Below are 19,972 nucleotides of genomic sequence, written 5' to 3' on the forward strand. Positions count from 1 at the left end.
CCGACGGGCATCAGGGGAGACCATTGGGCCTGGAAGCCACCGGGCCGGGTCCGCGACCATGCGCACATGGGTCGACCACGGAAGGGGGAAGTGGCGCCTCAACGGGACGCCGCGTACTAGGGTGAGCGATCTTCCGCGCCGCGCAGTCACGCGCTCCGCCAAGCTGGCCACGCTTCCGATCAGTTTCGCGGGCCGCACGGCCCTGGGTATCGGGAAGCGTATCGGCGGCAAATCCGCCGAGATCGTCGCACAGGAGATCCAGCAGCGTACCGCCGAGCAGATCTTCAAGGTCCTCGGTGAGCTCAAGGGCGGTGCGATGAAGCTGGGCCAAGCGCTGTCCATCTTCGAAGCCGCTCTGCCGCCGGAGATCGCCGGGCCTTATCGAGCCACGCTGACCAAACTCCAGGACGCCGCTCCGCCGCTGCCCGTGGCCACCGTTCACAAGGTGCTGGCCGAGCAGTTGGGTGATGACTGGCGGGAGAATTTCATCTCCTTCGAGGACCAGCCCACCGCTGCCGCCTCGATCGGACAGGTCCATCGTGCGGTTTGGCACGACGGCCGTGACGTTGCGGTCAAAGTCCAGTACCCCGGCGCCGGCAAGGCGCTTCTCGGTGATTTCACCCAGTTGGCTCGGCTGGGCAAGTTGTTCGGTGTCATGCTGCCTGGTCTCGACATCAAGGCCGTGCTGGCCGAACTCCGCGAACGTATCGCCGAAGAGCTCGACTACTTCCACGAGGCCGAAGCCCAGCACGCCTTCGCGCAGGAGTTCCACGGCGACCCCGACTTCCAGGTGCCCGACGTGATCGCCGCCAACGAGATGGTCCTGGTGACCGAGTGGATGGACGGTACGCCGCTGTCCCGCATCATCACCGATGGCACGAAGGAAGAGCGTGACCGGGCGGGGCTGCTGCTCGTACGGTTCCTGTTCTGCTCGCCGGCTCGGGTGGGCATGCTCCACGCGGACCCTCATCCCGGCAACTTCCGCATGCTTGAGGACGGCCGACTCGGTGTCCTGGACTTCGGCGCGGTCAACCGGCTCCCCGACGGGTACCCCAAGGCGTTCGGGAAACTCACCCGCATCTTCAACCACGGCGACATGGAAACGGTCATGAACGGCCTTCGCGACGAGGGCTTCATCCGACCCCACATCGAGATCGACGCCGATGCTCTGCGCGCGTTCCTGGCGCCGTATGTCGAGCCGACGGCCGTGGAGGAGTTCACGTTCAGCCGCGAGTGGCTCCAGGCGCAGGCCGCCAGCGTGACCGACCTCCGGCCCAACAACGTGGTGCGCCAGCTCAACCTTCCTGTCTCGTATGTCCTCATCCATCGGGTGCACGCCGCGGGCATCGGTGTCCTGTGCCAGCTCGGAGCCACCGCCCGATTCCGCGACGAGGTCATCCGCTGGGTCCCAGGCTTCGCCGACGACCCGGACGAAGCCACCGATTCCATCCCCGTTTCCTGATCTCCGAACACAAGCAACCCAGAAACGCCGCCGCCGAGCCTTACGCACCTTTGGCGACCGCTATCTCCTGACGCTGAACATCCGTAAGTGGCCATAAAGGCCTTCGGAACACGCCCGCCGCGGAACGCCCGCCCTTCAGAGATGGCCCGCGCTGAGGCGATCGGCCGGGGATGGTCCGGCCAACACTTCATGGGCGGAGGGTCATGCGGTCCGGAGTGGCCTGGGCCAGGGGGTCAGGTGAGCCGAGGTGGCGTGGGCCGGGGGTCAAATGGGCCGGAGTGGCCAGGGGGCCAGGGGCCGAGGTGGTGTGCGCCGGGGGTCACGCGAGCCGGGGGCGTGCACCGGGGCCGGGGTGGGGCGCCGGGGATCACGCGAGCCGGGGGCGTGCACCGGGGCGAGGCGGTAGGCCGGGGTCGGTCCGGTCAGTGGCGGGACCGAGGTGGGTGGTTGGCCGAGGTGGTCGATTCGGCCGGGGTGGGTGGGTGGGTGGCGACTTGGGGGTTGGGAAGGTTGCGGGGGTGGGGGTGGTTGGGGGGTTTGGGGTTGAGTGGGCGAAGGGCCCGGGGGCCGATTTGGCTCCCGGGCCCTTCGGTAAGAAGGAGACCTCGGTGGAGGTCCTGCGCCGGCGGCAGGACCTCCCGGATCAGACTTCTCGGGTCAACGCCACACGCAGCCGGTCATGAGCCCGCTGCACGTTCTTCCGGGCACGCTCTACTCGGCGGATCCGGTTGATCAGGCGTTGCTCCTCCGCCTCTCGGTGGAGGGTTTGTATTCGGTCGTTAACCATGTTCTGGAACAGATATGGCATTTCAAAGCTCCTGGTGGGAAGGATGTTCATTTCGGTGAGTTGCCTTTCTTGAGTAGGGACGAGGTCGGTTGATCAGGCAGCGACCGGGTGCTTGCGGGGACGCCCGCGGGGCCGCTTGCGGGGCACTACGGTCCCCCTGAGGATGAGCTCGCCGCCCCAGACGCCCCACGGCTCCTCACGCTCGAGCGCGCGGTCGAGGCAGGCCTTCTGGATCGGGCAGCCACCGCAGAGCGCCTTGGCGAACTCGACGTCCTCCGGCGACTCGGCGAACCACAGGTCGGGGTTGGCACGGCAGGGGATCTTGGCTTCGTCGATCAGGTCCATGATCGTCTTCGCCCCCATCTGCGTCTCCTTCTTGTTTTCGATCTCGGTGATCTTGTTCGGGCACCTCGTAGGTGGTGGGGGATCACGGACAAACAAAGAGGCCGCGGATCCGATGTGCGGATCCGCGGCCTGGGGGCTGCTTGTGTGCCGGTCAGGTTATGACCGGCGCATCCCTCCAGGGTTGCGGACCGCACAGACCACCCTTGGTGTTCTGCTGAGTCGGCACGATGCTCGGGGCGCCTGCGACGGCAGGCACGGACGGAGCCACTCCTGCTCCGTAAACCAGGACGGCTTCGAACCCGGCGTGGGCGTAGAAGGCGGGCTCCTGGCCGAAGACAGACTGCTCCTGTCGGAACTTGGCCGGCCCATCGGCGAGTCTGACCGAGTCACGACGTGCGGAAGCGAGCCACTGCGTGGCCGACATCTTGATGCTGATCACCTGGACTCACCTCCGTTGCGGGATCGTCGGACAGGAGTGTCCGACTCGCTTGACCATGACCCTAAACCGGGAAGCCGGGAAGGGGCAACTTATTTTCTACCTGGGATTTTGTGACTTTATCTCGCGGATCATGGCCTCCTGCACCACCGAGACGACGAGGTCTCCTGATGAGGTGAACATCTGTCCGCGGGCGAGGCCACGGGCTCCCCCTGACCAGGGGGACTCTTGAGCATAGAGCAACCAGTCGTCGGACCTGAACGGGCGGTGGAACCACATGGCGTGGTCCAGGGAGGCGCCCATGACGTTGGAGGTGCCCCAGGACAGGCCGTGCGCCAGCAGTATCGTGTCGACGAGCGTGAAGTCGGAGGCGTACGCGGCCAGCACCACGTGCAGGAGCGGGTCGTCGGGCAGGTCCGCGTCGTAGCGGAACCAGACGTTGGTCTCGGCGCTGATCAGCTCCGGGTTCCTGGACGCCTCGAAGGTCAGCGGCGAGGCGTAGCGGGCGTCCACGGGGCGCGGCTTGGACAGCCAGTCCTTCCAGCCGGGCTCGTCGCCGACGAGGTCGTACAGCTTGTCCTGGAAGGTGGGCAGTGTCTCCGGGTCGGGGACCGTCGGCATGGCGGCCGCCTGGTGCGCCCAGCCCTCCTCGGGCACGTGGAACGACGCGGACATCGTGAAGATCGCCTTGCCGTGCTGGATGGCGACCACCCGGCGCGTGGCGAACGAACGGCCGTCGCGGACCCGCTCGACGTTGTACACGATCGGGATGGCGGGGTCGCCCGGCCGGATGAAGTAGGCGTGCAGCGAGTGCACGTGGCGGTCGTCAGGGACGGTACGCCCGGCGGCGACCAGCGCCTGCGCCGCCACCTGGCCGCCGAAGACGCGCTGGATGCGCTCCTCCGGGCTGCGGCCGCGGAAGATGTCCAGCTCGATCTGCTCAAGGTCGAGCAGGTCGAGCAGCTCCTTCAGCGCCTCGTTCACGTGTCTCTCCCTAGCGGCTGGCCGTATCACCATAAGTCTGACGTGCCACCCGCCGCGTCAGGAACCCGCCCGCCGTATCGGGAAAATCACGCGCCACGGCACAGGCCGAGTACGGCCTCGCCGTACTTGTCCAGCTTGACCTTGCCGATCCCCGCGATGGACAGCAGTTCGGAGTCGGTGCGCGGCACGCGCTCCGCGATGGCCTGGAGCGTCACGTCGGTGAACACGACGTACGGCGGGATCTTCGCCTCCTTGGCCGTGGTGGTGCGCCAGGACTTGAGGCTTTCCAGCAGTGCCTCGTCGTAGTCGGCGGGGCAGCTGGAGCATCGGCCCAGCTTCTGCTCGGCCGCGGTGGCGAGGTTGCGGGCGCAGATGCGGCAGGACACGGGGGCGGCCACCTGCCGGCGTTCGCGTGAGTGCGCAGGCGCGGCGGCGGCGCGCGCGGTGGTGGCCGGGCGGCCGGTCAGGCCGTCGAGGAAGCGGGAGGGGCGGCGGCCCTTGCGGCCGCCGGGGGCGCGGGCGAGCGCCCAGGAGAGCGAGAGGTGCTCGCGGGCCCTGGTGACGCCGACGTACAGGAGGCGGCGCTCCTCCTCGATCTGCTCGGCCGACTCGGCGTAGATGATCGGCATCATGCCGTCGGTGAGGCCGACCAGGAAGACGGCGTCCCATTCCAGGCCCTTGGCGGCGTGGAGCGAGGCCAGCGTGACGCCTTCGACGGGCGGGGCGTGCTGCTCGCCGGCGCGCCGCTCCAACTCGGCCACGAACGCGGGCAGGTCGGCCCCGTCGGCGGCCATGTCCTCGGCCAGGTCGGCCAGGGCGCGCAGCGACTCCCACTTCTCGCGCGCCTTGCCGCCGCCGGGCGCGGCCGGTGTGAGCCCGATCCCGGTCAGGATGTGGTGGACCTCGCCGGCCAGGGGTTCGCCGGACTCCGAGCGGGCGGCGCCGCGCAGCAGTACGACGGCCTGACGCACTTCCGGGCGCTCGAAGAAGCGCTCGGCGCCGCGCAGGACGTAGGAGATCTCGGCCTTGGACAGGGCCTCCTCGTAGGCCTCCGACTGGGAGTTGACCCGGAACAGGACGGCGATCTCGCGGGCGGCCACGCCCTTGTCGAGGAGCTTGCGGATGGCGCGGGCGACCCCGGCGGCCTCGGCGGGCTCGTCGTCGTGCTCGGTGAAGACGGGCTTGGGGCCGTCCTTTCGCTGGGCGATCAGCTCCAGGCGGTGGGCCGAGCGGCCCTTGGCGATGACCAGGTTGGCCAGGTCGACCACCTGCGGGGTGGAGCGGTAGTCGCGCACGAGCTTGATGACGGCGGCGTCGGGGTGCTCGACGGCGAAGCCGGTCAGGTAGCGGGGGCTGGCGCCGGTGAAGGAGTAGATGGTCTGGTTGGGGTCGCCGACCACGCACAGGTCGTCGCGCCCGCCGAGCCAGGTGTCGAGCAGGAGCTTCTGCAGCGGGTTGACGTCCTGGTACTCGTCGACGACGAAGTAGCGGTACTGCTGGCGAATCTGGGCCGCCACCTCCTGGTGCTCGGTCATCACCGCGGCGGTGAGCTCCAGGATGGTCTCGAAGTCGACCAGGTGCCGCTCGCGCCGGATCTGCTCGTAGGCGTCGTAGACGCGCGCCATCTCCTCGGCGGGCACCGGCGGCGTGCGGTTGAACTTCGCGGCGGCGGCCGTGTAATCCTCGGGGGCGATCTGGACGACCTTGGACCATTCGACCTCGCTGGCCAGGTCGCGCAGGACGTCGGGGCTGGTGCGGGTGATCCGGCAGGCCTCGCGCAGCACGGGCAGCTTGGACTCGATCACCGACGGCGCGTCGCCGCCGATGACCCTCGGCCAGAAGTAGGTGAGCTGGCGCAGCGCGGCGGCGTGGAAGGTGCGGGCCTGGACGCCGGGCGCGCCGAGCGCGCGCAGCCGCTGCCTGAGCTCTCCGGCGGCGCGTGTGGTGAATGTCACGGCGAGCACGCTGGAGGAGTCGACGTACCCACTCCGTACGGCGTGGGCGATGCGGTGGGTGATCGCCCTGGTCTTCCCGGTGCCCGCGCCGGCCAGCACGCACACCGGACCTCGCACGGCCTCGGCCACCGCACGCTGCTCCGGGTCGAGCCCGGCGAGCACGTCGTCCACGCTGTTCACCTCATCATCCTCCCAGCCGGTGGCGGTGAAGGGCTCCATTCTGGCAACATGCCGCCCGTCACCCGTTCACATCACCGAGATGCAAAGAACAGGTCAATTCCCCCACAATGGGGCGCGACCAACTGCATGGGGGAAAGGGAAGGCCGTGCGAACTGCGGTTTTCGCGAGCGCGCTCGCCGCTGCGATCGCGCTCACACCGGCGGCGGCCACCGCCGAGACGGCGAAGGACCCTTTCCCGGTCGACTCCAACGGCCTGGGCGGCCTGTCGGCGGAGAGCGTCAACTACGGCCACCAGCGCAACCAGGACATGGACGTGTGGTGGACGGCCGACGGCACCAAGCGGCCCGGCGTCTTCCTCATCCACGGCGGCTGGTGGTCCGGCGGCGACAAGAGGTACATGACGGAGATCGCCCGCACCTACGCCGACATGGGCTACACGGTCTTCAACCTCAACTACCGCCTGTCCGGCCAGGAGGCCTGGCCGGCGCAGCGCAGTGACGCCTTCTCCGCGATCGCCGTGGCCCGCAAGCACGCCGGGCGCTGGTCGTTCGACCCGGCCAAGTTCGTGGTGGTGGGCTTCTCCGCGGGCGGCCACATCGCCGCGGCCGTCGGCACGTACGGCAACGGCGTGCCCGGCCTGAAGGGCGTCGTGGGGCTGTCACCGGTGATCTCGCCGCTGCGCGCCTTCTCCGACGGCGCCAAGACGACGGACATCAACAAGCGCCGCCTGCGCGTGGCGGCGATGCGGCTGGCCGGCGGCTGCGAGCCCAAGGGCAAGTGCTCGCGGGTGTGGGCCAGCATGGAGGTGCCCTGGCACGCCAGCGCCAAGGACGCGCCGATGCTGATGCTGCACTCGGAGAACGAGTTCGTGCCGCCGGTGCAGAGCGAGTTGCTCAAGACGATGCTGGGCCAGGTGGGCGTGGACGTGACGGTCGTCACCCAGCCCGGCTCCCAGCACAGCGCGCCGCTCTTCCGTGAGCCCGGCGTGGCCGAGCGCGTCCAGCAGTGGATCAGCGAGCGCATCGGCTAACCCCACCGGATCACGAGGGATTACGCGGGCGCCCGGCGTTGTTGCACCGAGCGCCTGTTTACCGAAAGGAACCCTCATGGCGCTGACGGTCTACACCACCACCTGGTGCGGCCCCTGCAAGAGGCTGAAGTCTCAGCTCTCCCGCGAAGGCATCAGCTTCAGCGAAGTCGACATCGAGGCGAACCCCACCGCCGCCGCGTTCGTGGAGAGCGTGAACAACGGCAACCAGGTCGTCCCGACGGTCGTCATCGAGACCCCCAAGGGCCGGGTCGTGCGCACGAACCCGTCGGCGCGCGAGGTGAAGGCACTCCTCCAGGCCGCCTGAAGGTACCTACCAGTCACCGACCAGCTCGTCGCCGTACCAGGTCTCGATCAGCCGCCTGGCGATCGAGACCGGCGGCGGCAGCCGCAGCTCGCCCGAGGCCAGCGCCTCGGCGAGCTGGACGCGTGAGTACCACCTGGCCTCGGCGATCTCGTCGGCGTCCGGGGTGAGCGTCGTGGTGATGGCGTCGGCGAAGAAGCCGAGCATGAGGCTGCGCGGGAACGGCCACGGCTGGCTGCCCAGGTAGCGCGGGTTCGTGACGGCGATGCCGACCTCCTCGGCCACCTCGCGTACGACCGCGTGCTCCAGCGACTCCCCCGGCTCCACGAACCCGGCCAGGATCGACAGCCGTCCCTCCGGCCACTGCGGCCCGCGGGCCAGCAGGCAGCGGTCCTCCTCGTCGCGGATCAGCATGATCACCGCGGGGTCGACGCGCGGGAAGTGCTGTGAGCCGTCCTCGGGGCAGACGCGGATGTGGCCGCCCCCCTCGACGCGGGTACGGCTCCCGCACCGCGGGCAGTGCTCGTGCGTCGTGTGCCAGGCCTCCAGGGCCACGGCGTAGACCAGCAGACCGGCGTCCCGGTCGCCGAGCAGCCCGCCGACCTGCCGCAGCCCGGCCACGACCGGCTGGCCCTCCGGGGTGTCGCGCAGGCTCATGGGTACGGTCGCCCGGCCGTTCAGCTCGGCGTCGATCCCCGGCAGGGGCGCGGCGACGGCGAAGTAGGCGGTGCCGTCCTCGACGCCCAGCAGATAGCGCTCGCCCTCGGGTGCTTCCTCGGTCGTGTACAGCACGGCCTCGACGTCCTCGCCGGTGCGGCGGACGAGCGTGTGGCCGTCGTTGATGACCAGAACTCTGGTGGCGGGGTCGGCCCAGGCACGTTCCAGCCACGCGCGATCGCCGCGCAGTGTCGAGGACCTGTCGATGGTGCCGCGCGCCAGCAGTAGTGGCCCGATCAGTTGTTCTTCAGCCCTTGTATCCACGCCGGACACACCCTCCCCAAAGTCGCAGACATCCTACGACGCCAGGTTCGGGTAAGCCTCGCCGCCGCACTTCCGGCCGAATCCCCCGTAACCACATAATTGGCTCGCAGCATCGTGAAGATCGGAGGCTCTCGATCGATGCCTTTAGGAGACCCGCGGCAACTCGGGGACTACACGCTGGAGCACGTTCTCGCTGAAGGACCGGCCGGCGTGGTCTACGCGGGACGCGGCCCGGACGGCGAGCGGGTGGCGGTCAAGCTGCTCCATACCGATCTGGAGGATCCGGAGCGCTTCCTGGAACGGGCCGAGGGGCTGAAACGCGTGGACGCCTTCCACAGCGCGATGGTCCTCGACGCCGGGATCGAGGGGGCGCGGCCGTACGTCGTCTCGGAGTTCGTGGACGGGGTCAGCCTCAAGCAGGCCGTCATCGAGCACGGCCCCTTAGGGGGCGCGGCGTTGCATCGGCTGGCCATCGCGACGATGACCGCGCTGGCCGCCATCCATCAGGCGGGGCTGGCGCACGGGGCGCTGCGGCCCGACAACGTCCTGCTCGGGCCGGACGGTCCGCGGGTGATCAACGCGGGGGTCGGCGCCGCGGTGGAGTCGGGGTCGGCGATCGCCACCCAGCAGGTCTCCTCGCCCGCCTTCCTGGCGCCCGAGCAGTTCGCCGGCGAGTTGTTCCCCGTGTCCGCCGATCTGTTCGCGTGGGGCTCGACCGTGGTGTTCGCCGCCACCGGGCAGTCGCCCTTCCACTCCAACTCGATGTCGGCCGCGATGAACCGCATCCTGCGCGAGGAGCCCGACCTCGGTGGCGTGGCCGATCCGCCGCGGGCGATCGTGGCGGCGTGCCTGGCCAAGGATCCGGCGGCGCGGCCCACGGCCAGCGAGGCGCTGATGCGGCTCGTGGGCCACTCCATGCTGACCGACCTGCCGCCGGTGCTGGAGGAGGAGCCGCCGCGCCGCTCCAGGGCGCCGGCGCTGGTGGCCGCCGCGCTCGCGCTGGCGGTCCTGTCGGCCGCGGGCGGGCACGCCGTCGCGCGGGTGACGCGACCGGCCCCGGCGCCGGCCAAGGTCGTGTCCGCGGCTCCGGCGCCCGGTCCCGCCTCGCCTTCCCCGGACGTCCGTACGGCGGCGCCCGACCCCAGCCCACCTCCCAAGCCCACCAAGACGGTCAAGGCCGTGGGCATCGGCCTGACGCTGCACGAGAGCCCGGACGACCCGGTCGTCCTGAGCGCCTACCGGGTGGGCAAGGACGCGTACGTGCGCGAGGGCGACACCTTCACCAAGCTGAAGACGCCCGGCGCCGACCTCGGCTTCTCCCCCGACGGCCAGTGGCTGGCGATCTACGCCGAGCCCACGCTGACGGTCGTCAACAGGAAGACGAAGGAGCAGTACGCCCTCACGCCGGAGGTCAAGGGCAAACTCGCCCTTCCGACCTGGTCGCCGGACTCCAAGCGGCTGCTGCTGAGCATCGTCGACGGCGGCGATCCCGAGCTGGCCCTGGGCTTCGTGCTGGTCGACCCGGTCTCCAGAAGCGTCACTCCCGTACCCACCGACGACAAGGCCGAGCGGATCTACGCCTGGCTGCCCGACTCCTCCGGCGTGGTCATCGACTACCGGAGCGAGAGCGGCTGGGGTCTCAAGGCCCGCGACCTGGCCGGGCGCGAGCTGTGGACCAAGCACTGGGTCGGCCAACTCTGGGGGCGGCGCAGCTTCTCGCCCTCCGGCGCCTCGTTCCTGACGTTGTGCCCGAGCGGCGGCAGCTTCTGCCTCTGGAACACCCAGAACTGGGGTCGCCAGGAGAGCGTGGCCGTCTTCGGGGCGAAGGGCGGAACGTTGCTGAGCTGGTACGACGACAGCCACCTGATCATCACCGAGCCCAGGGACAAGGACAAGGCGGTGCACCGGATCATCGCCATCGACCTGCGCGGCCGTACGCAGAGGGTGATGGGCGAGCTGGCCGGCAAGGACGACCGCGACGACCTGATCTACGTCTACACAGGGAGGTGACCGGCGTGGACTCCGGCATCCTGGTCACCGACCGCGCGGAGGGACGGACGCTGGCCCAGGCGGTGTCCGAGGGCGGCGCGCTGTCGCCCAACGCGACCCACCGGCTCGCGCTGGCCGTACTGACCGCGCTGGCCTCCGTGCACCGTACGGGCGAACATCACGGCGATCTGGGCCCGCACACGGTCGTGCTCGGCGCGGACGGCACGCACGTGCTGCGCGGCACGCCCGCCGGGGACGGCGGGCAGTCGGCGGACATGTTCGCCTGGGCCGCGCTGGTCGCCTACGCGGCGACCGGCCGCGACCCCTTCGGCGAGGTCGACAAACGCCGCCGGTACGGCGCCGCCGACCTGGGCGCCCTCCACGGCGAACTGCGCGAGCTGGTGGCCGACTGCCTGGCCGAGGACCCGGAGCACCGCCCGGCCGCGGAGGAGGCGCTGCTGCGCCTGCTCGGCCAGTCCGGCGCTCTGGAGACCGCGCTGCCCGACACGCCGGAACCGCCGCGGCGGCGTCCCCGCGCGCTGCTGCTCATCTCTGCGGCCGTCGTCATCGTGCTGGTCTTCGGCGCCCTCGGCTACGTGCTGACCCCCAGGACGGTCAGCGCGCAACCGGTCGCGGCGGGCACCCCGTCCCGGCCGGCCTCCGCCACCCTCACGACGCCCGCCGCGCCGAAGCAGGCGCCCGCGACCCGGACGATCACCCTGCCCGGCGGCGCGGGCACGCTCTGGGAGAACGCGGCCGACCAGGTCCGTCTCACCTCCTACTACTCCTACTACGACGGCGGGAACAGCGAGGACTCCGTCGCGTACGCGCGCACGCCGGACGGCTCCGCCTTCGCCAGGACCGGCGGCGCCAACATCAGCTCCCCGATCTCCCCGGACAACCGGTGGACCGCCACGGTCAACGAGCTGCACCTCCTGACCACGGAGCGCCTGGACGTGGGCTTCACCCACCGGGTCACCGGCGAGAAGTTCACGGTCCCGACCGTCTCGAACCCGCGGTGGGGCGTCTCGCCACAGTGGTCGCGCGACAGCCGCACGCTGCTGCTGTCGCTGATGGAGCGCGACGAGCAGGTCGAGTCCGCCTTCGTGAGGGGCTTCATCCTCATCGACGTCGAACGCCGGCGCGCAACCGTCGTCGAGACGGCCAACGCCGAGGACGTCGCGCAGTTCAGGAAGCAGGCGCCGGAGGAGCGCACCGCTCACTTCTACCGCTGGGCGGCGGGCGACCAGCTCGTGGCGTCCGGGTATCTGACGCCGGAGAACGCCGAGGGGATCCGCTACCGCGACCTGTCGGGCAAGGTCGTGCGTTCCATGCACTGGGTGGGCCGGCCCGTCGGGCAGACGCCGTTCTCTCCCTCCGGCAAGCGCCTGGTCACGACCGTGTGCAGCAAGAAGCAGGGCGTCTGCGTCTGGGACGCCGACACGGGCACGAGGCTCGCGGACGTGCCGCCCGGCGCCGGCTACATGTACGGCTGGTACGACGAGGACCACCTGATCGTGGGCAGGGTCGCGGGCAAGAAGATGATCGTGGAGGCGGTCGACTTCAAGGGCGAGGTGACGCGGAAGCTGGTCGAGCTCGTGTACGTCAAGGGCAAGCTGCCCCAGTTGCGCTTCGACAGGTACTGACATGAGCGTCCTGGAGCACGTCGGCGAGTACCGGATCCTGGGCACACTGGGCTCCGGCGGCCAGGGCGTGGTCCATCTCGGGCAGGGGCCCGGGGGCGAGAAGGTCGCCATCAAGGTGCTGCACCGGGTCTCCGATCCGCAGGCCGTCGCCCGGTTCCTGCGCGAGGCGGAGGTGCTGCCCGAGGTGGCCTCGTTCTGCACCGCCCTGGTGCTGGGCACGGGCAGCGAGAACGGCGTGCCGTACATCGTGAGTGAGTTCATCGAGGGGCCGACGCTGCAGGCGAGCGTGCGCGAGCGCGGCCCGATCGGCGGGCGGGAGCTGCGCAGGCTCGCGGTCGGGACCGTCACGGCGCTGGCGGCCATTCACCGGGCCGGAGTCGTGCACCGTGACTTCAAGCCGGCGAACGTGCTGCTGAGCAGGGAGGGTCCGCGGGTCATCGACTTCGGGATCGCGCGGGCGGCCTCCGGTGAGACGACGATCGGCGGGGTGGTGGGGACGCCGGCGTACATGGCGCCCGAGCAGTTCGCGCAGTCGCTGGCGGGGCCGCCGGCGGACCTGTTCGCGTGGGCGGCCACGATCGTCTTCGCGGCGACCGGGCGGGCGCCGTTCGGGCAGGACTCGGTGCCGGCGATCATGCATCGGCTGGCGACCGAGGAGCCCGAGCTGAACGGTCTCGACGGGGACCTGAGAGAGATCGTGGCGGCCTGCCTGGCCAAGGAGCCCGCCGAGCGGCCGCGGGCCAGCCAGGTGCTGCTGCGCCTGCTCGGCCACCCGGCGCCCGGCAGCGGAGGCAACGTCGGGCGGGCCGCCAAGCGGCCGGTGGAGCGGCGGCAGCCCGACTCGGTGCCGGAGGGGCTGCTGCGGGAGGGCTTGGCGGTCTCGCGCCGGCCCCGGCGCCTGCGCACGGCCCTGGTCGGCGGTACGGCGCTGGCCGTGGCGGCGGCCGTGACCGCCACGATCCTGATCACGCGGCCCTCCGCCGGGCCGACGCCGGCACCGTCGGTGGGGCCACGGCCGGGTCCGGCCGCCGTCGTGCCGTCGCCCGTGGTCAGCGGTTCGCCGCCGGCCGACGCCGTCGCGGTCGCGGTGCCGCAGCTCGCGGCCACGTTCTACGAGAGCCCCCGCGACCCGCTCCGGCTGACCTCGTTCACGGTCAAGGAGGAGTCGCTGCGGCATCCGGGGTTCGTCAGGAAGCCGGGGACGCGGGAGTTCGTCCGCCTGCCCGAGTACCGCGACGCGGTCGTCTCCCCCGACGGCAAGCTGGTCGCGTCGGTCTACACCACGCCCAAGTACGCCTCCGACGGCAACAACACCGTGCAGTTCACCGACCGGGCGCTGACGCCGGTCTTCGCGGTGCCGACCGTGGAGCTGCCGCTGCAGGTCAGGCGGCCGACGTGGGCGCGCGACAGCTCGCGGGTCCTGCTGACCGTCGCCGACACCGACGGCAAGGCCACCGGCTTCGCCGTGGTGGACGTGGCCGCCCGCACGTTCGTCCGGCGGGAGGTCGGCGGCCTGGCCAAGGCGACGGACTTCGCCTGGGGCCCGGACGGGAGCGTCCTCGTCACCGGGGGCGGGCCGGTGGGCCTCTACACGCTCGGCGGGCGGCTGTCGCGGACCGTGAAGGGTGTGCGCTCGGCGGACAACCTCACGGCCGAGGTCAACGGGCCGTTGCTGGCCGCCGGGTGCGCCGGTGCGCGGCCCGCCGTCTGCGTGGTGGAACACGAAAGCGGGAAGCCCGTCTCGCGCTTCCCGCTGGGTGCCAAGCAGAAGATGTGGGGGTGGTTCAACCGGGACCACCTGCTGGTCTATGACCACGGGGTCAGCCCTTGGCGAGTCGACGTGGTGGACCTGACCGGGAAGAGAGTCCGGCGGTTCGCCACGATGGCCGGGGACGCCGGCACGGTGTGGCGGTTGTTCTGGTCGGGCGGCTGAGCCCGGACTCGCCGGGCTCAGCCTTCGTTCCCGTCCTCATGATCAGCGGGCGAAGACCACGATGTTGTCGCGGTAGCTGCCCTTCTTTCTGTCGAACACGCCGCCGCAGGTGATCAGGCGCAGTTCGGCGCCGCCGGTCTGGCCGTAGACCGTGCGGCCGGGGACGGCGGTCTTCGGGTAACGGGCCAGGCGGTGGACGGTGAACGCCTTGGTGCTGCCGTCGGCGCGGTCCACGTAGATCTTGTCGCCGGGGTCGAGGCCGCGGACCTTGTAGAAGACCGCGGGGCCCGTCTTGGAGTCCACGTGGCCGGCGATGACGGCGGGGCCGCGCTCGCCGGGCTCGGGGCCGGCCTGGTTCCATCCGGCCACTTCGTAGCGCTTGGGTGCGGCCAGGCGGCCCTTCTTGTCGAGGGCCAGCGGGATGATCTTCGTCTTCAGGCCGATGGCGGGGACGCGCAGCCGTACCGGGTTGGCGGCCTGCGTACCGGTCCAGGTACCGCCCGCTCCGGTGTCCACCCCGCCCCTCGGGCGACCGTCGTCGTCATCGTCATCGTCGCTGGTGCCGCCCGCCCCGGTGTCGACCCCGCCCCTGGGACGGTCGTCATCGTCGTCATCGTCATCGTCGTCGCTGGTGCCACCCGCTCCGGTGTCCACTCCGCCCCTCGGGCGGTCGTCGTCATCGTCGTCGGCCTGGGCCAGTGCGGCCGGGGCGGCCGAGGCCGGGGTCGCGACGAGACCGGCGCCCGCCGCGCCGGTTCCGCACATGAGCGCGATGGCGATCAGGATCCGCTTGAGTTCCATGCCGTCCTCCTGGGAGTCCGTTCCGTTGCCGATCTCAGACTCCCGAGCGGCGGTGGGACGCCCATGAGGCCGCCGTTAGAGGGCTTTCATGCGATATCCAGTACCTCGTAGGGTCTCGATCCGTTCTGCCCCGATTTTCTTGCGGAGGTACCGGACATAGACATCCACGACGTTCGAGCCGGGGTCGAAGTCGAACCCCCACACGTGGCTGAGCAACTGCTCGCGGGTGAGCACCTGGTCGGGGTGGCGGCAGAAGACCTCGGCCAGCGCGAACTCCCGCGCCGACAGCTCCACCACGTGCCCGCCCACGTGCACCCGGCGGCTGCGCAGGTCCAGCGACAGATCGCCCACGCGCAGCACGGTCACCTCGGGCGTGCGCTCGGTACGCAGCCGCAGCCGCACCCTGGCCAGCAGTTCCTCGAAGGCGAACGGCTTGGGGATGTAGTCGTCGGCCCCGCCTTCGAGCCCGGCGACGGTGTCGGCCACGCTGTCACGGGCGGTCAGGATGATCACCGGCAGCGTCACCCTGGCCTGCCGCAGCCTGCGCAGCACCGTGAACCCGTCGCTCAGCGGCAGCCCGATGTCGAGCACCAGAAGGTCGAACTCACCGCTGCGGGCGTACTCGAAGGCGGCCTCGCCGTCCTCCACCACGGTGGTCACGAAGCCATTGCCCCGCAGCCCCTTCTCCACGAACGCGGCGATCCTGGCCTCGTCCTCGGCGATGAGTATCCGGTTCAATCCCGCACCTCTCTTCCGTCAACCTGCAATTCGATGACGAAGCGGGCGCCGTCCTCCACCCAGACGCGGCCGCCGTGGGCTTCGGCGATGGAGCGCACGATGGACAGCCCGAGCCCGGCGCCCTGGTGGGAACGGCTGCCCGCGCGGACGAACCGCTGGAAGATGCGCTCGCGGTCCTCCGGCCGTACGCCGGGGCCGCCGTCGCGCACCCACAGCCGGACGCGGTCACCGTCCACGGCGGAGCCGGCGGCCACGAGCGCGCCCTCCCGCGTGTGCCGGACGGCGTTGGCGGCCAGTTGCATGAGCGCCTGGGTGAGCCGCTGGCGGTCGGCCACGATGCGCGCCTCGGCCACCTCGTCCACCCGCCAGTCGCGCTCGCCCAGCGCCCTGGCCTTGGCGATCACGCTGACGGTCAGGTCCGCGAGCTCCACCTCCTCCAGCGACAGGAAGCCCGGCTGCTCCGACTTGGCCAGCGTGAGCAGGTCGTCGACGATGCGGTTCATGCGGTTGAGCTCGTCGGTGACCAGCGCGAGCGTCTCCTCCCGCTCGGCCGGGTCGTCGCCCATCAGCTCCAGGTGGCCGCGGATGACGGTGATCGGGGTACGCAGCTCGTGCCCGGCGTCGTCCACGAACTCGCGCTGCACCTCGAAGGCGCGTTGCAGCCGGTCAAGCATGTGGTTGAAGGTACGGGCCAGCGCGGCCACGTCGTCGTTGCCGACCACGTCGAGCCGGCGGGTCAGGTCGCTGGAATCGCTGATGTGCTCGGCGGCCTGCCGTACCATCCGGACCGGCGCGAGCACGCGGCCCGCGACGAACCAGCCGGCCGCGCCCGCCATCGCCAGCGCGGCCAGTGAGGTGAAGGCGAGCACGCGGACGGCGTCGACGACCTCCTGGCGGTGATGCTCGTAGAAGATCGCGATGACGAAGTGGCCCTGGCGCGGGTCGCCCTTGACCTGGATGGGGATCGAGACGTAGCGGACCTCACCCGCCTTGGACGGCCACTCTCCGGTCTCCGGGCGCTGGGCCTCGGCGACGCGGGCGACCAGGGCGGCGTCCTCGTCGAGGGGCGCGGGCGACTCGGCCCGGCCCTTGTGGTGGGGCTGGCCGTCCACGACGGTGAAGAACATCTCCCACCGGTCGGCGACGTTGACCTGGAGGTAGCCGACCAGCAGGTCCTCCAGGTCGTTGGTGGTGGGTTTGGCCGCGTAGCCGCGCAGCTCCTCGTACTCGTGCTTGAACTCGGCCGCGATCCGCTCGTCCACCCGGGTCAGCAGGACGTTCCAGGCGGCGAAGATCGACAGGCCGAGCGCCAGGGTCACGACCGAGAGCATCCAGCCTACGATCCGGGCTCTCGCGCTCACCTTGCCTGCTCAGTCGTCGTCATCGTCCTCATCATCATCCCCGGTGCGGACCCTGGTCGGCGAAGGGGGTGGCACCGGGTCGGCTTTCGTCTTCTTCCTGGTCGGCGTGGGCGTCGCGCGTTCCCTGGTCGGGCTCGGCGTCATCGTCGGCGTCGGGCTGGGCGGCGGGGTGGCCGTGGGGGTGACGATGATCTCGCCGCCGAGGTCCGGTTCGACGGCCCCCGCTTTGACCACCACGGTCATGGCCAGCGCGGCGAGCACCGCGCCGACCGTGGCGCCCACGAGCGTGGTCCTACGGGTCATGACAGGACCGTAGGCTCTGCGGAGGAGATGTCGGTGAGACGAGAATGAGAAGACTCTCATTTGGCCGCCGATTAGCCTGTCGGGGCAACGAGGTGATCGTCCCGGGACTATCATCGCCGAGTTAGGTTAGCCTTACCTGATCCGGGGGTGCCCTGTTTTGCGGCTCTTCATGACGGCGCTCAAGCCGACGGACTCGGTGACCGACGGATTCCTGCCGGCCGCTCGCGCGCTCGGCTGCGAGGTCACCATTCTGACCGACCGGCCAGAGCAGCACCCGCACGCGGTCGCGTGCGACGTGCGCGACCCGCGCGCCCTCATCGACGCCGTCTCGCGTCTCGGGCGGCCGGACGCCCTGTTCAGCAACTCCGACCACCTGCAGACCGAGACCGCGCTGGCCGCCGCCTACTTCGGGCTGCCCGGCAAGGACTGGCGGGCGTGCCTGTCGGCCAAGAACAAGTATCTGATGCGCGCGAAACTGGCCGAGGCCGGGGTCGAGGAGGTCTTCTCGATCCAACTGGGTCCGGACGACGCCGTTCCCGGCGGCCTGCCGTACCCCTTGGTGGTGAAACCCCGCGAGGGCGTGGCCAGCGAGGACGTGATGCTGGTGGAGAAGGACCTGGAGACGGCGGTCGCGGCGGTGCGGCGCGCGCGGCCGGGCGCGTACGTGGTCGTGGAGGAGTATCTGGAGGGACCGCTGCGCACGCTGGAGACGCTGGGCGACGCGACCGGCACGCGGGTGCTGGGCGGCTACGCGACGCAGCTGGGGCCGCTGCCGCACTTCGTGGAGGAGCGGCTGGACTGGGCGCCGGACGGGCCGCACGAGCACGTGCTGGCCGCGCTCGGGGCGCTGGGGGCGGGCTTCGGGGCCTGCCACACCGAGTACGTGCTCACGCCGGCCGGACCGCGCATCGTCGAGGTCAACTACCGGGTGATCGGCGACCACTGCGACTTCCTGCTCGGCGACATCCTGGGCGTCCCGCTGTTCGAGTGGATCCTGCGGGCGCACCTGGGCGAGCGGCTTCCCGAAACACCCCCCACTCCCGGGTACGGCACCGCCGTCAGCCTGGTGGCCGACCGATCCGGAACGATCACCGAGGCCCCCGGAGCGGAGGAACGCTCCCAGGACGGCGTCCGCCTCTGGCACCGCCCCCTGCGCGCCGCCGGAGAACAGATCACCAGAACCCACACCAACCGCGACTACCTGGGCGTCATCCGCGCGGTCGGCCCCGACCGCCACCGGGTGGAGGCGGCGGTGGACGCCTACCGGGCGGAGCGGCCGTGGGTGATCTCGGCGTGAGTCTCGACTCCACTGAGGCCAGGCTGGCCGCGCGCGTTCTCGACACTCTGCTGCGCGAGGACTACGGCGGCCTGTCGCGGCGGGTGAGCAGGACCCGGGAGGGCGTGCGGCTGACGCTGGCCGACGGCAGGGTCGTACGGCTGGTGCCGGGGTCGCTCTACCAGGACTTCGTGGTGGCCCCCGAGGAACGCCTGCGCCTTGAGCAGGTGCTCGCCACGCTGGCCGAGGTCGCCGATCCGGCCGACGCGCAGGGCGTGGCGGCCTTCGCCGACGAGTGCGCGGCGGCGCTGGCGGCCGGTGAGCTGCACGCCCTGCACGCCGATCGGGTGCTGGCGGGCGAGCCGTCCTACGAGACGCTGGCGGCGTTCGTGGAGCATCCGGTGTATCCGACCTCGCGGGCCCGGGTGGGGATGAGCGCCGCGGACCTGCTGGCGTACGCGCCGGAGTTCGGGCCCGCGTTCGCGCTGCGCTGGGTCGCGGTGCCCGGTCACGACGAGCCGTTCCCCGTGCACCCGCTGACGATCGACGAGGCGCTGAAGGTCGAGGGGGTGCGCGAGGTCTCGGGGCGGGCGACGATCGTGCGGCCCACGTTGTCGATGCGGACCGTCGAGCTGGACGCGCGTACCCACCTGAAGCTTCCGATTCCGGTCAGCACGCTGGGCGTGCGCAACCGCCGTTCGATCAGGCCGGGGACACTGCGTGACGGCGCCCTGGCCGAGCTGCTGGTCCGCGAGCTGGCCGACCCCGGCGTGCTCGTGGCCGACGAGCAGACCTACGCGCACGCCGGGCACGAGTACCTGGCGTGGATGATCCGCAGGCTGCCGGAGGGCAGGATCGTGCCGGTCGCCGCCCTCAACGCCCCGACCGTGCTCGAACGGCTCGGCGACGTGATCCCCGAGTACCTGCGCATCCTGCTGCGCTGGAACGTGCGGCTGTTCGTCCGCCACGGCGTGGCGCTGGAGGCACACCAGCAGAACCTCGCCCTCGTGTTCACGGACGACGGCATGAAACTGCTGGTCAAGGACAACGACGGGCTGCTGGCCTCGCCGGCGAGGCTGCGCGCCGCCGGTGTCGAGCCGCCCGCCTTCACCGACGAGCGCATGCTGACCGACGACCCCCACGCGCTGGCCGACGTGTTCGTGACGATCACGCTGCACCTGGCCGCCGCGGCGGTCGCGTTCGGGGCGCTGCCCCACGAGCGGGCCGCCCGGCTGCTGCGCGAGACCCTCGCCGAGGCGCTCGACGAGCACGGCGAGGACCCCATGGCCCGGCTGCTGCGCGCCAGGACGCTCGACGCGGCCCGGCTCACCGGGAAATCGATGATCACCGCGGGCACCCTGGTGGCCAAGGAGCGTACCGGCGCCCGTGACGTCAACAAGTACTACGGCGCCAGCGGGCCCAACTACCTGAGGAGAGCGTGAC

At 70.9% G+C, this 19,972-nt stretch carries 18 protein-coding genes; 9 read left to right on the forward strand and 9 right to left on the reverse strand.

Features of this window, described 5'->3' with window-relative positions:
- Positions 1 to 121: 121 nt before the first annotated feature.
- Both ACFWYW_RS35540 and ACFWYW_RS35545 read left to right on the forward strand, forming a co-directional pair.
- Positions 122 to 1,462, forward strand: a complete 1,341-nt coding sequence (locus ACFWYW_RS35540) for an ABC1 kinase family protein (RefSeq protein WP_379610782.1) — start codon at positions 122 to 124, stop codon at positions 1,460 to 1,462.
- Between the two features lie 679 nt (positions 1,463 to 2,141).
- Entirely contained in the window at positions 2,142 to 2,342 is a 201-nt protein-coding gene (locus ACFWYW_RS35545; protein WP_379610492.1) for a hypothetical protein, read from the forward strand.
- On the opposite strand, the gene ACFWYW_RS35550 is transcribed toward ACFWYW_RS35545, so the two are convergent.
- The 4 genes from ACFWYW_RS35550 to ACFWYW_RS35565 form a co-directional block, all read right to left on the reverse strand.
- Complete coding sequence (locus ACFWYW_RS35550; protein ID WP_184968169.1) at positions 2,343 to 2,612, reverse strand: WhiB family transcriptional regulator; 270 nt, start codon at positions 2,610 to 2,612, stop codon at positions 2,343 to 2,345.
- 133 nt (positions 2,613 to 2,745) lie between these two features.
- Entirely contained in the window at positions 2,746 to 3,033 is a 288-nt protein-coding gene (locus ACFWYW_RS35555) for a hypothetical protein (protein WP_379610494.1), read from the reverse strand.
- Positions 3,034 to 3,129: 96 nt separating this feature from the next.
- A complete protein-coding gene (locus tag ACFWYW_RS35560; protein ID WP_379610495.1) occupies positions 3,130 to 4,014 on the reverse strand; it encodes an acyl-CoA thioesterase in 885 nt (294 codons plus the stop codon).
- A gap of 86 nt (positions 4,015 to 4,100) precedes the next feature.
- Positions 4,101 to 6,188 carry an ATP-dependent DNA helicase UvrD2 gene (locus ACFWYW_RS35565; protein WP_379641171.1) on the reverse strand — a complete coding sequence of 696 codons (2,088 nt, stop codon included), beginning with the start codon at positions 6,186 to 6,188 and terminating at the stop codon, positions 4,101 to 4,103.
- A 106-nt stretch (positions 6,189 to 6,294) separates the two neighbouring features.
- On the opposite strand from ACFWYW_RS35565, the gene ACFWYW_RS35570 reads away from it, so the two are divergent.
- The gene (locus tag ACFWYW_RS35570; protein ID WP_379610498.1) at positions 6,295 to 7,179 is read left to right on the forward strand and encodes an alpha/beta hydrolase; all 885 of its coding nucleotides are present in this window, start codon (positions 6,295 to 6,297) and stop codon (positions 7,177 to 7,179) included.
- A 76-nt stretch (positions 7,180 to 7,255) separates the two neighbouring features.
- Positions 7,256 to 7,504: a glutaredoxin domain-containing protein gene (locus ACFWYW_RS35575; RefSeq protein WP_184968030.1), complete on the forward strand. Its 249-nt coding sequence runs from the start codon at positions 7,256 to 7,258 to the stop codon at positions 7,502 to 7,504.
- Positions 7,505 to 7,510: 6 nt separating this feature from the next.
- On the opposite strand, the gene nudC is transcribed toward ACFWYW_RS35575, so the two are convergent.
- The gene (gene nudC, locus ACFWYW_RS35580; RefSeq protein ID WP_379610499.1) at positions 7,511 to 8,482 is read right to left on the reverse strand and encodes an NAD(+) diphosphatase; all 972 of its coding nucleotides are present in this window, start codon (positions 8,480 to 8,482) and stop codon (positions 7,511 to 7,513) included.
- A 138-nt stretch (positions 8,483 to 8,620) separates the two neighbouring features.
- Between nudC and ACFWYW_RS35585 the strand changes: the two genes are divergently transcribed.
- From ACFWYW_RS35585 to ACFWYW_RS35595, 3 genes are read left to right on the forward strand one after another with little or no spacing between them, the layout of a single operon-like run.
- Positions 8,621 to 10,492 carry a protein kinase gene (locus ACFWYW_RS35585; RefSeq protein ID WP_379610500.1) on the forward strand — a complete coding sequence of 624 codons (1,872 nt, stop codon included), beginning with the start codon at positions 8,621 to 8,623 and terminating at the stop codon, positions 10,490 to 10,492.
- Positions 10,493 to 10,497: 5 nt separating this feature from the next.
- A complete protein-coding gene (locus ACFWYW_RS35590; protein WP_379610501.1) occupies positions 10,498 to 12,117 on the forward strand; it encodes a hypothetical protein in 1,620 nt (539 codons plus the stop codon).
- Position 12,118: 1 nt separating this feature from the next.
- Positions 12,119 to 14,050: a protein kinase gene (locus ACFWYW_RS35595; RefSeq protein WP_379610502.1), complete on the forward strand. Its 1,932-nt coding sequence runs from the start codon at positions 12,119 to 12,121 to the stop codon at positions 14,048 to 14,050.
- Between the two features lie 42 nt (positions 14,051 to 14,092).
- Here ACFWYW_RS35595 and ACFWYW_RS35600 read toward each other — a convergent pair whose 3' ends face one another.
- The 4 genes from ACFWYW_RS35600 to ACFWYW_RS35615 all read right to left on the reverse strand — a co-directional run bounded on the left by ACFWYW_RS35600 (position 14,093) and on the right by ACFWYW_RS35615 (position 17,253).
- Positions 14,093 to 14,851, reverse strand: coding sequence for a class F sortase (locus tag ACFWYW_RS35600; RefSeq protein WP_379610503.1), 759 nt, complete (start codon positions 14,849 to 14,851; stop codon positions 14,093 to 14,095).
- Between the two features lie 75 nt (positions 14,852 to 14,926).
- A complete protein-coding gene (locus tag ACFWYW_RS35605; RefSeq protein WP_379610504.1) occupies positions 14,927 to 15,589 on the reverse strand; it encodes a response regulator transcription factor in 663 nt (220 codons plus the stop codon).
- Positions 15,586 to 16,920, reverse strand: coding sequence for an ATP-binding protein (locus tag ACFWYW_RS35610; RefSeq protein WP_379610505.1), 1,335 nt, complete (start codon positions 16,918 to 16,920; stop codon positions 15,586 to 15,588). Before ACFWYW_RS35610 ends, ACFWYW_RS35605 begins: the two co-directional genes overlap by 4 nt.
- Positions 16,921 to 16,959: 39 nt before the next feature.
- Positions 16,960 to 17,253, reverse strand: a complete 294-nt coding sequence (locus tag ACFWYW_RS35615) for a hypothetical protein (RefSeq protein ID WP_379610506.1) — start codon at positions 17,251 to 17,253, stop codon at positions 16,960 to 16,962.
- Positions 17,254 to 17,410: 157 nt separating this feature from the next.
- Between ACFWYW_RS35615 and ACFWYW_RS35620 the strand changes: the two genes are divergently transcribed.
- A complete protein-coding gene (locus ACFWYW_RS35620) occupies positions 17,411 to 18,550 on the forward strand; it encodes a siderophore biosynthesis protein (RefSeq protein ID WP_379610507.1) in 1,140 nt (379 codons plus the stop codon).
- Positions 18,532 to 19,971, forward strand: coding sequence for an IucA/IucC family protein (locus ACFWYW_RS35625; RefSeq protein ID WP_379610509.1), 1,440 nt, complete (start codon positions 18,532 to 18,534; stop codon positions 19,969 to 19,971). The genes ACFWYW_RS35620 and ACFWYW_RS35625 overlap by 19 nt, the downstream gene beginning before the upstream one ends.
- The last annotated feature ends 1 nt before the right edge of the window (position 19,972 follow it).

Origin of the sequence: Nonomuraea sp. NPDC059023 (assembly GCF_042740095.1) — a bacterium.
Taxonomy (GTDB): domain Bacteria; phylum Actinomycetota; class Actinomycetes; order Streptosporangiales; family Streptosporangiaceae; genus Nonomuraea.

Coding starts and splice junctions, on each gene's coding strand:
- ACFWYW_RS35550 (WP_184968169.1), bottom strand. CDS start 2,612: ATGGGGGCGAAGACGATCATGGACCTGATCGACGAAGCCAAGATCCCC.
- ACFWYW_RS35545 (WP_379610492.1), top strand. CDS start 2,142: ATGAGCCCGCTGCACGTTCTTCCGGGCACGCTCTACTCGGCGGATCCG.
- ACFWYW_RS35600 (WP_379610503.1), bottom strand. CDS start 14,851: ATGGAACTCAAGCGGATCCTGATCGCCATCGCGCTCATGTGCGGAACC.
- ACFWYW_RS35565 (WP_379641171.1), bottom strand. CDS start 6,188: ATGGAGCCCTTCACCGCCACCGGCTGGGAGGATGATGAGGTGAACAGC.
- ACFWYW_RS35575 (WP_184968030.1), top strand. CDS start 7,256: ATGGCGCTGACGGTCTACACCACCACCTGGTGCGGCCCCTGCAAGAGG.
- ACFWYW_RS35615 (WP_379610506.1), bottom strand. CDS start 17,253: ATGACCCGTAGGACCACGCTCGTGGGCGCCACGGTCGGCGCGGTGCTC.
- ACFWYW_RS35585 (WP_379610500.1), top strand. CDS start 8,621: ATGCCTTTAGGAGACCCGCGGCAACTCGGGGACTACACGCTGGAGCAC.
- ACFWYW_RS35610 (WP_379610505.1), bottom strand. CDS start 16,920: ATGCTCTCGGTCGTGACCCTGGCGCTCGGCCTGTCGATCTTCGCCGCC.
- ACFWYW_RS35595 (WP_379610502.1), top strand. CDS start 12,119: ATGAGCGTCCTGGAGCACGTCGGCGAGTACCGGATCCTGGGCACACTG.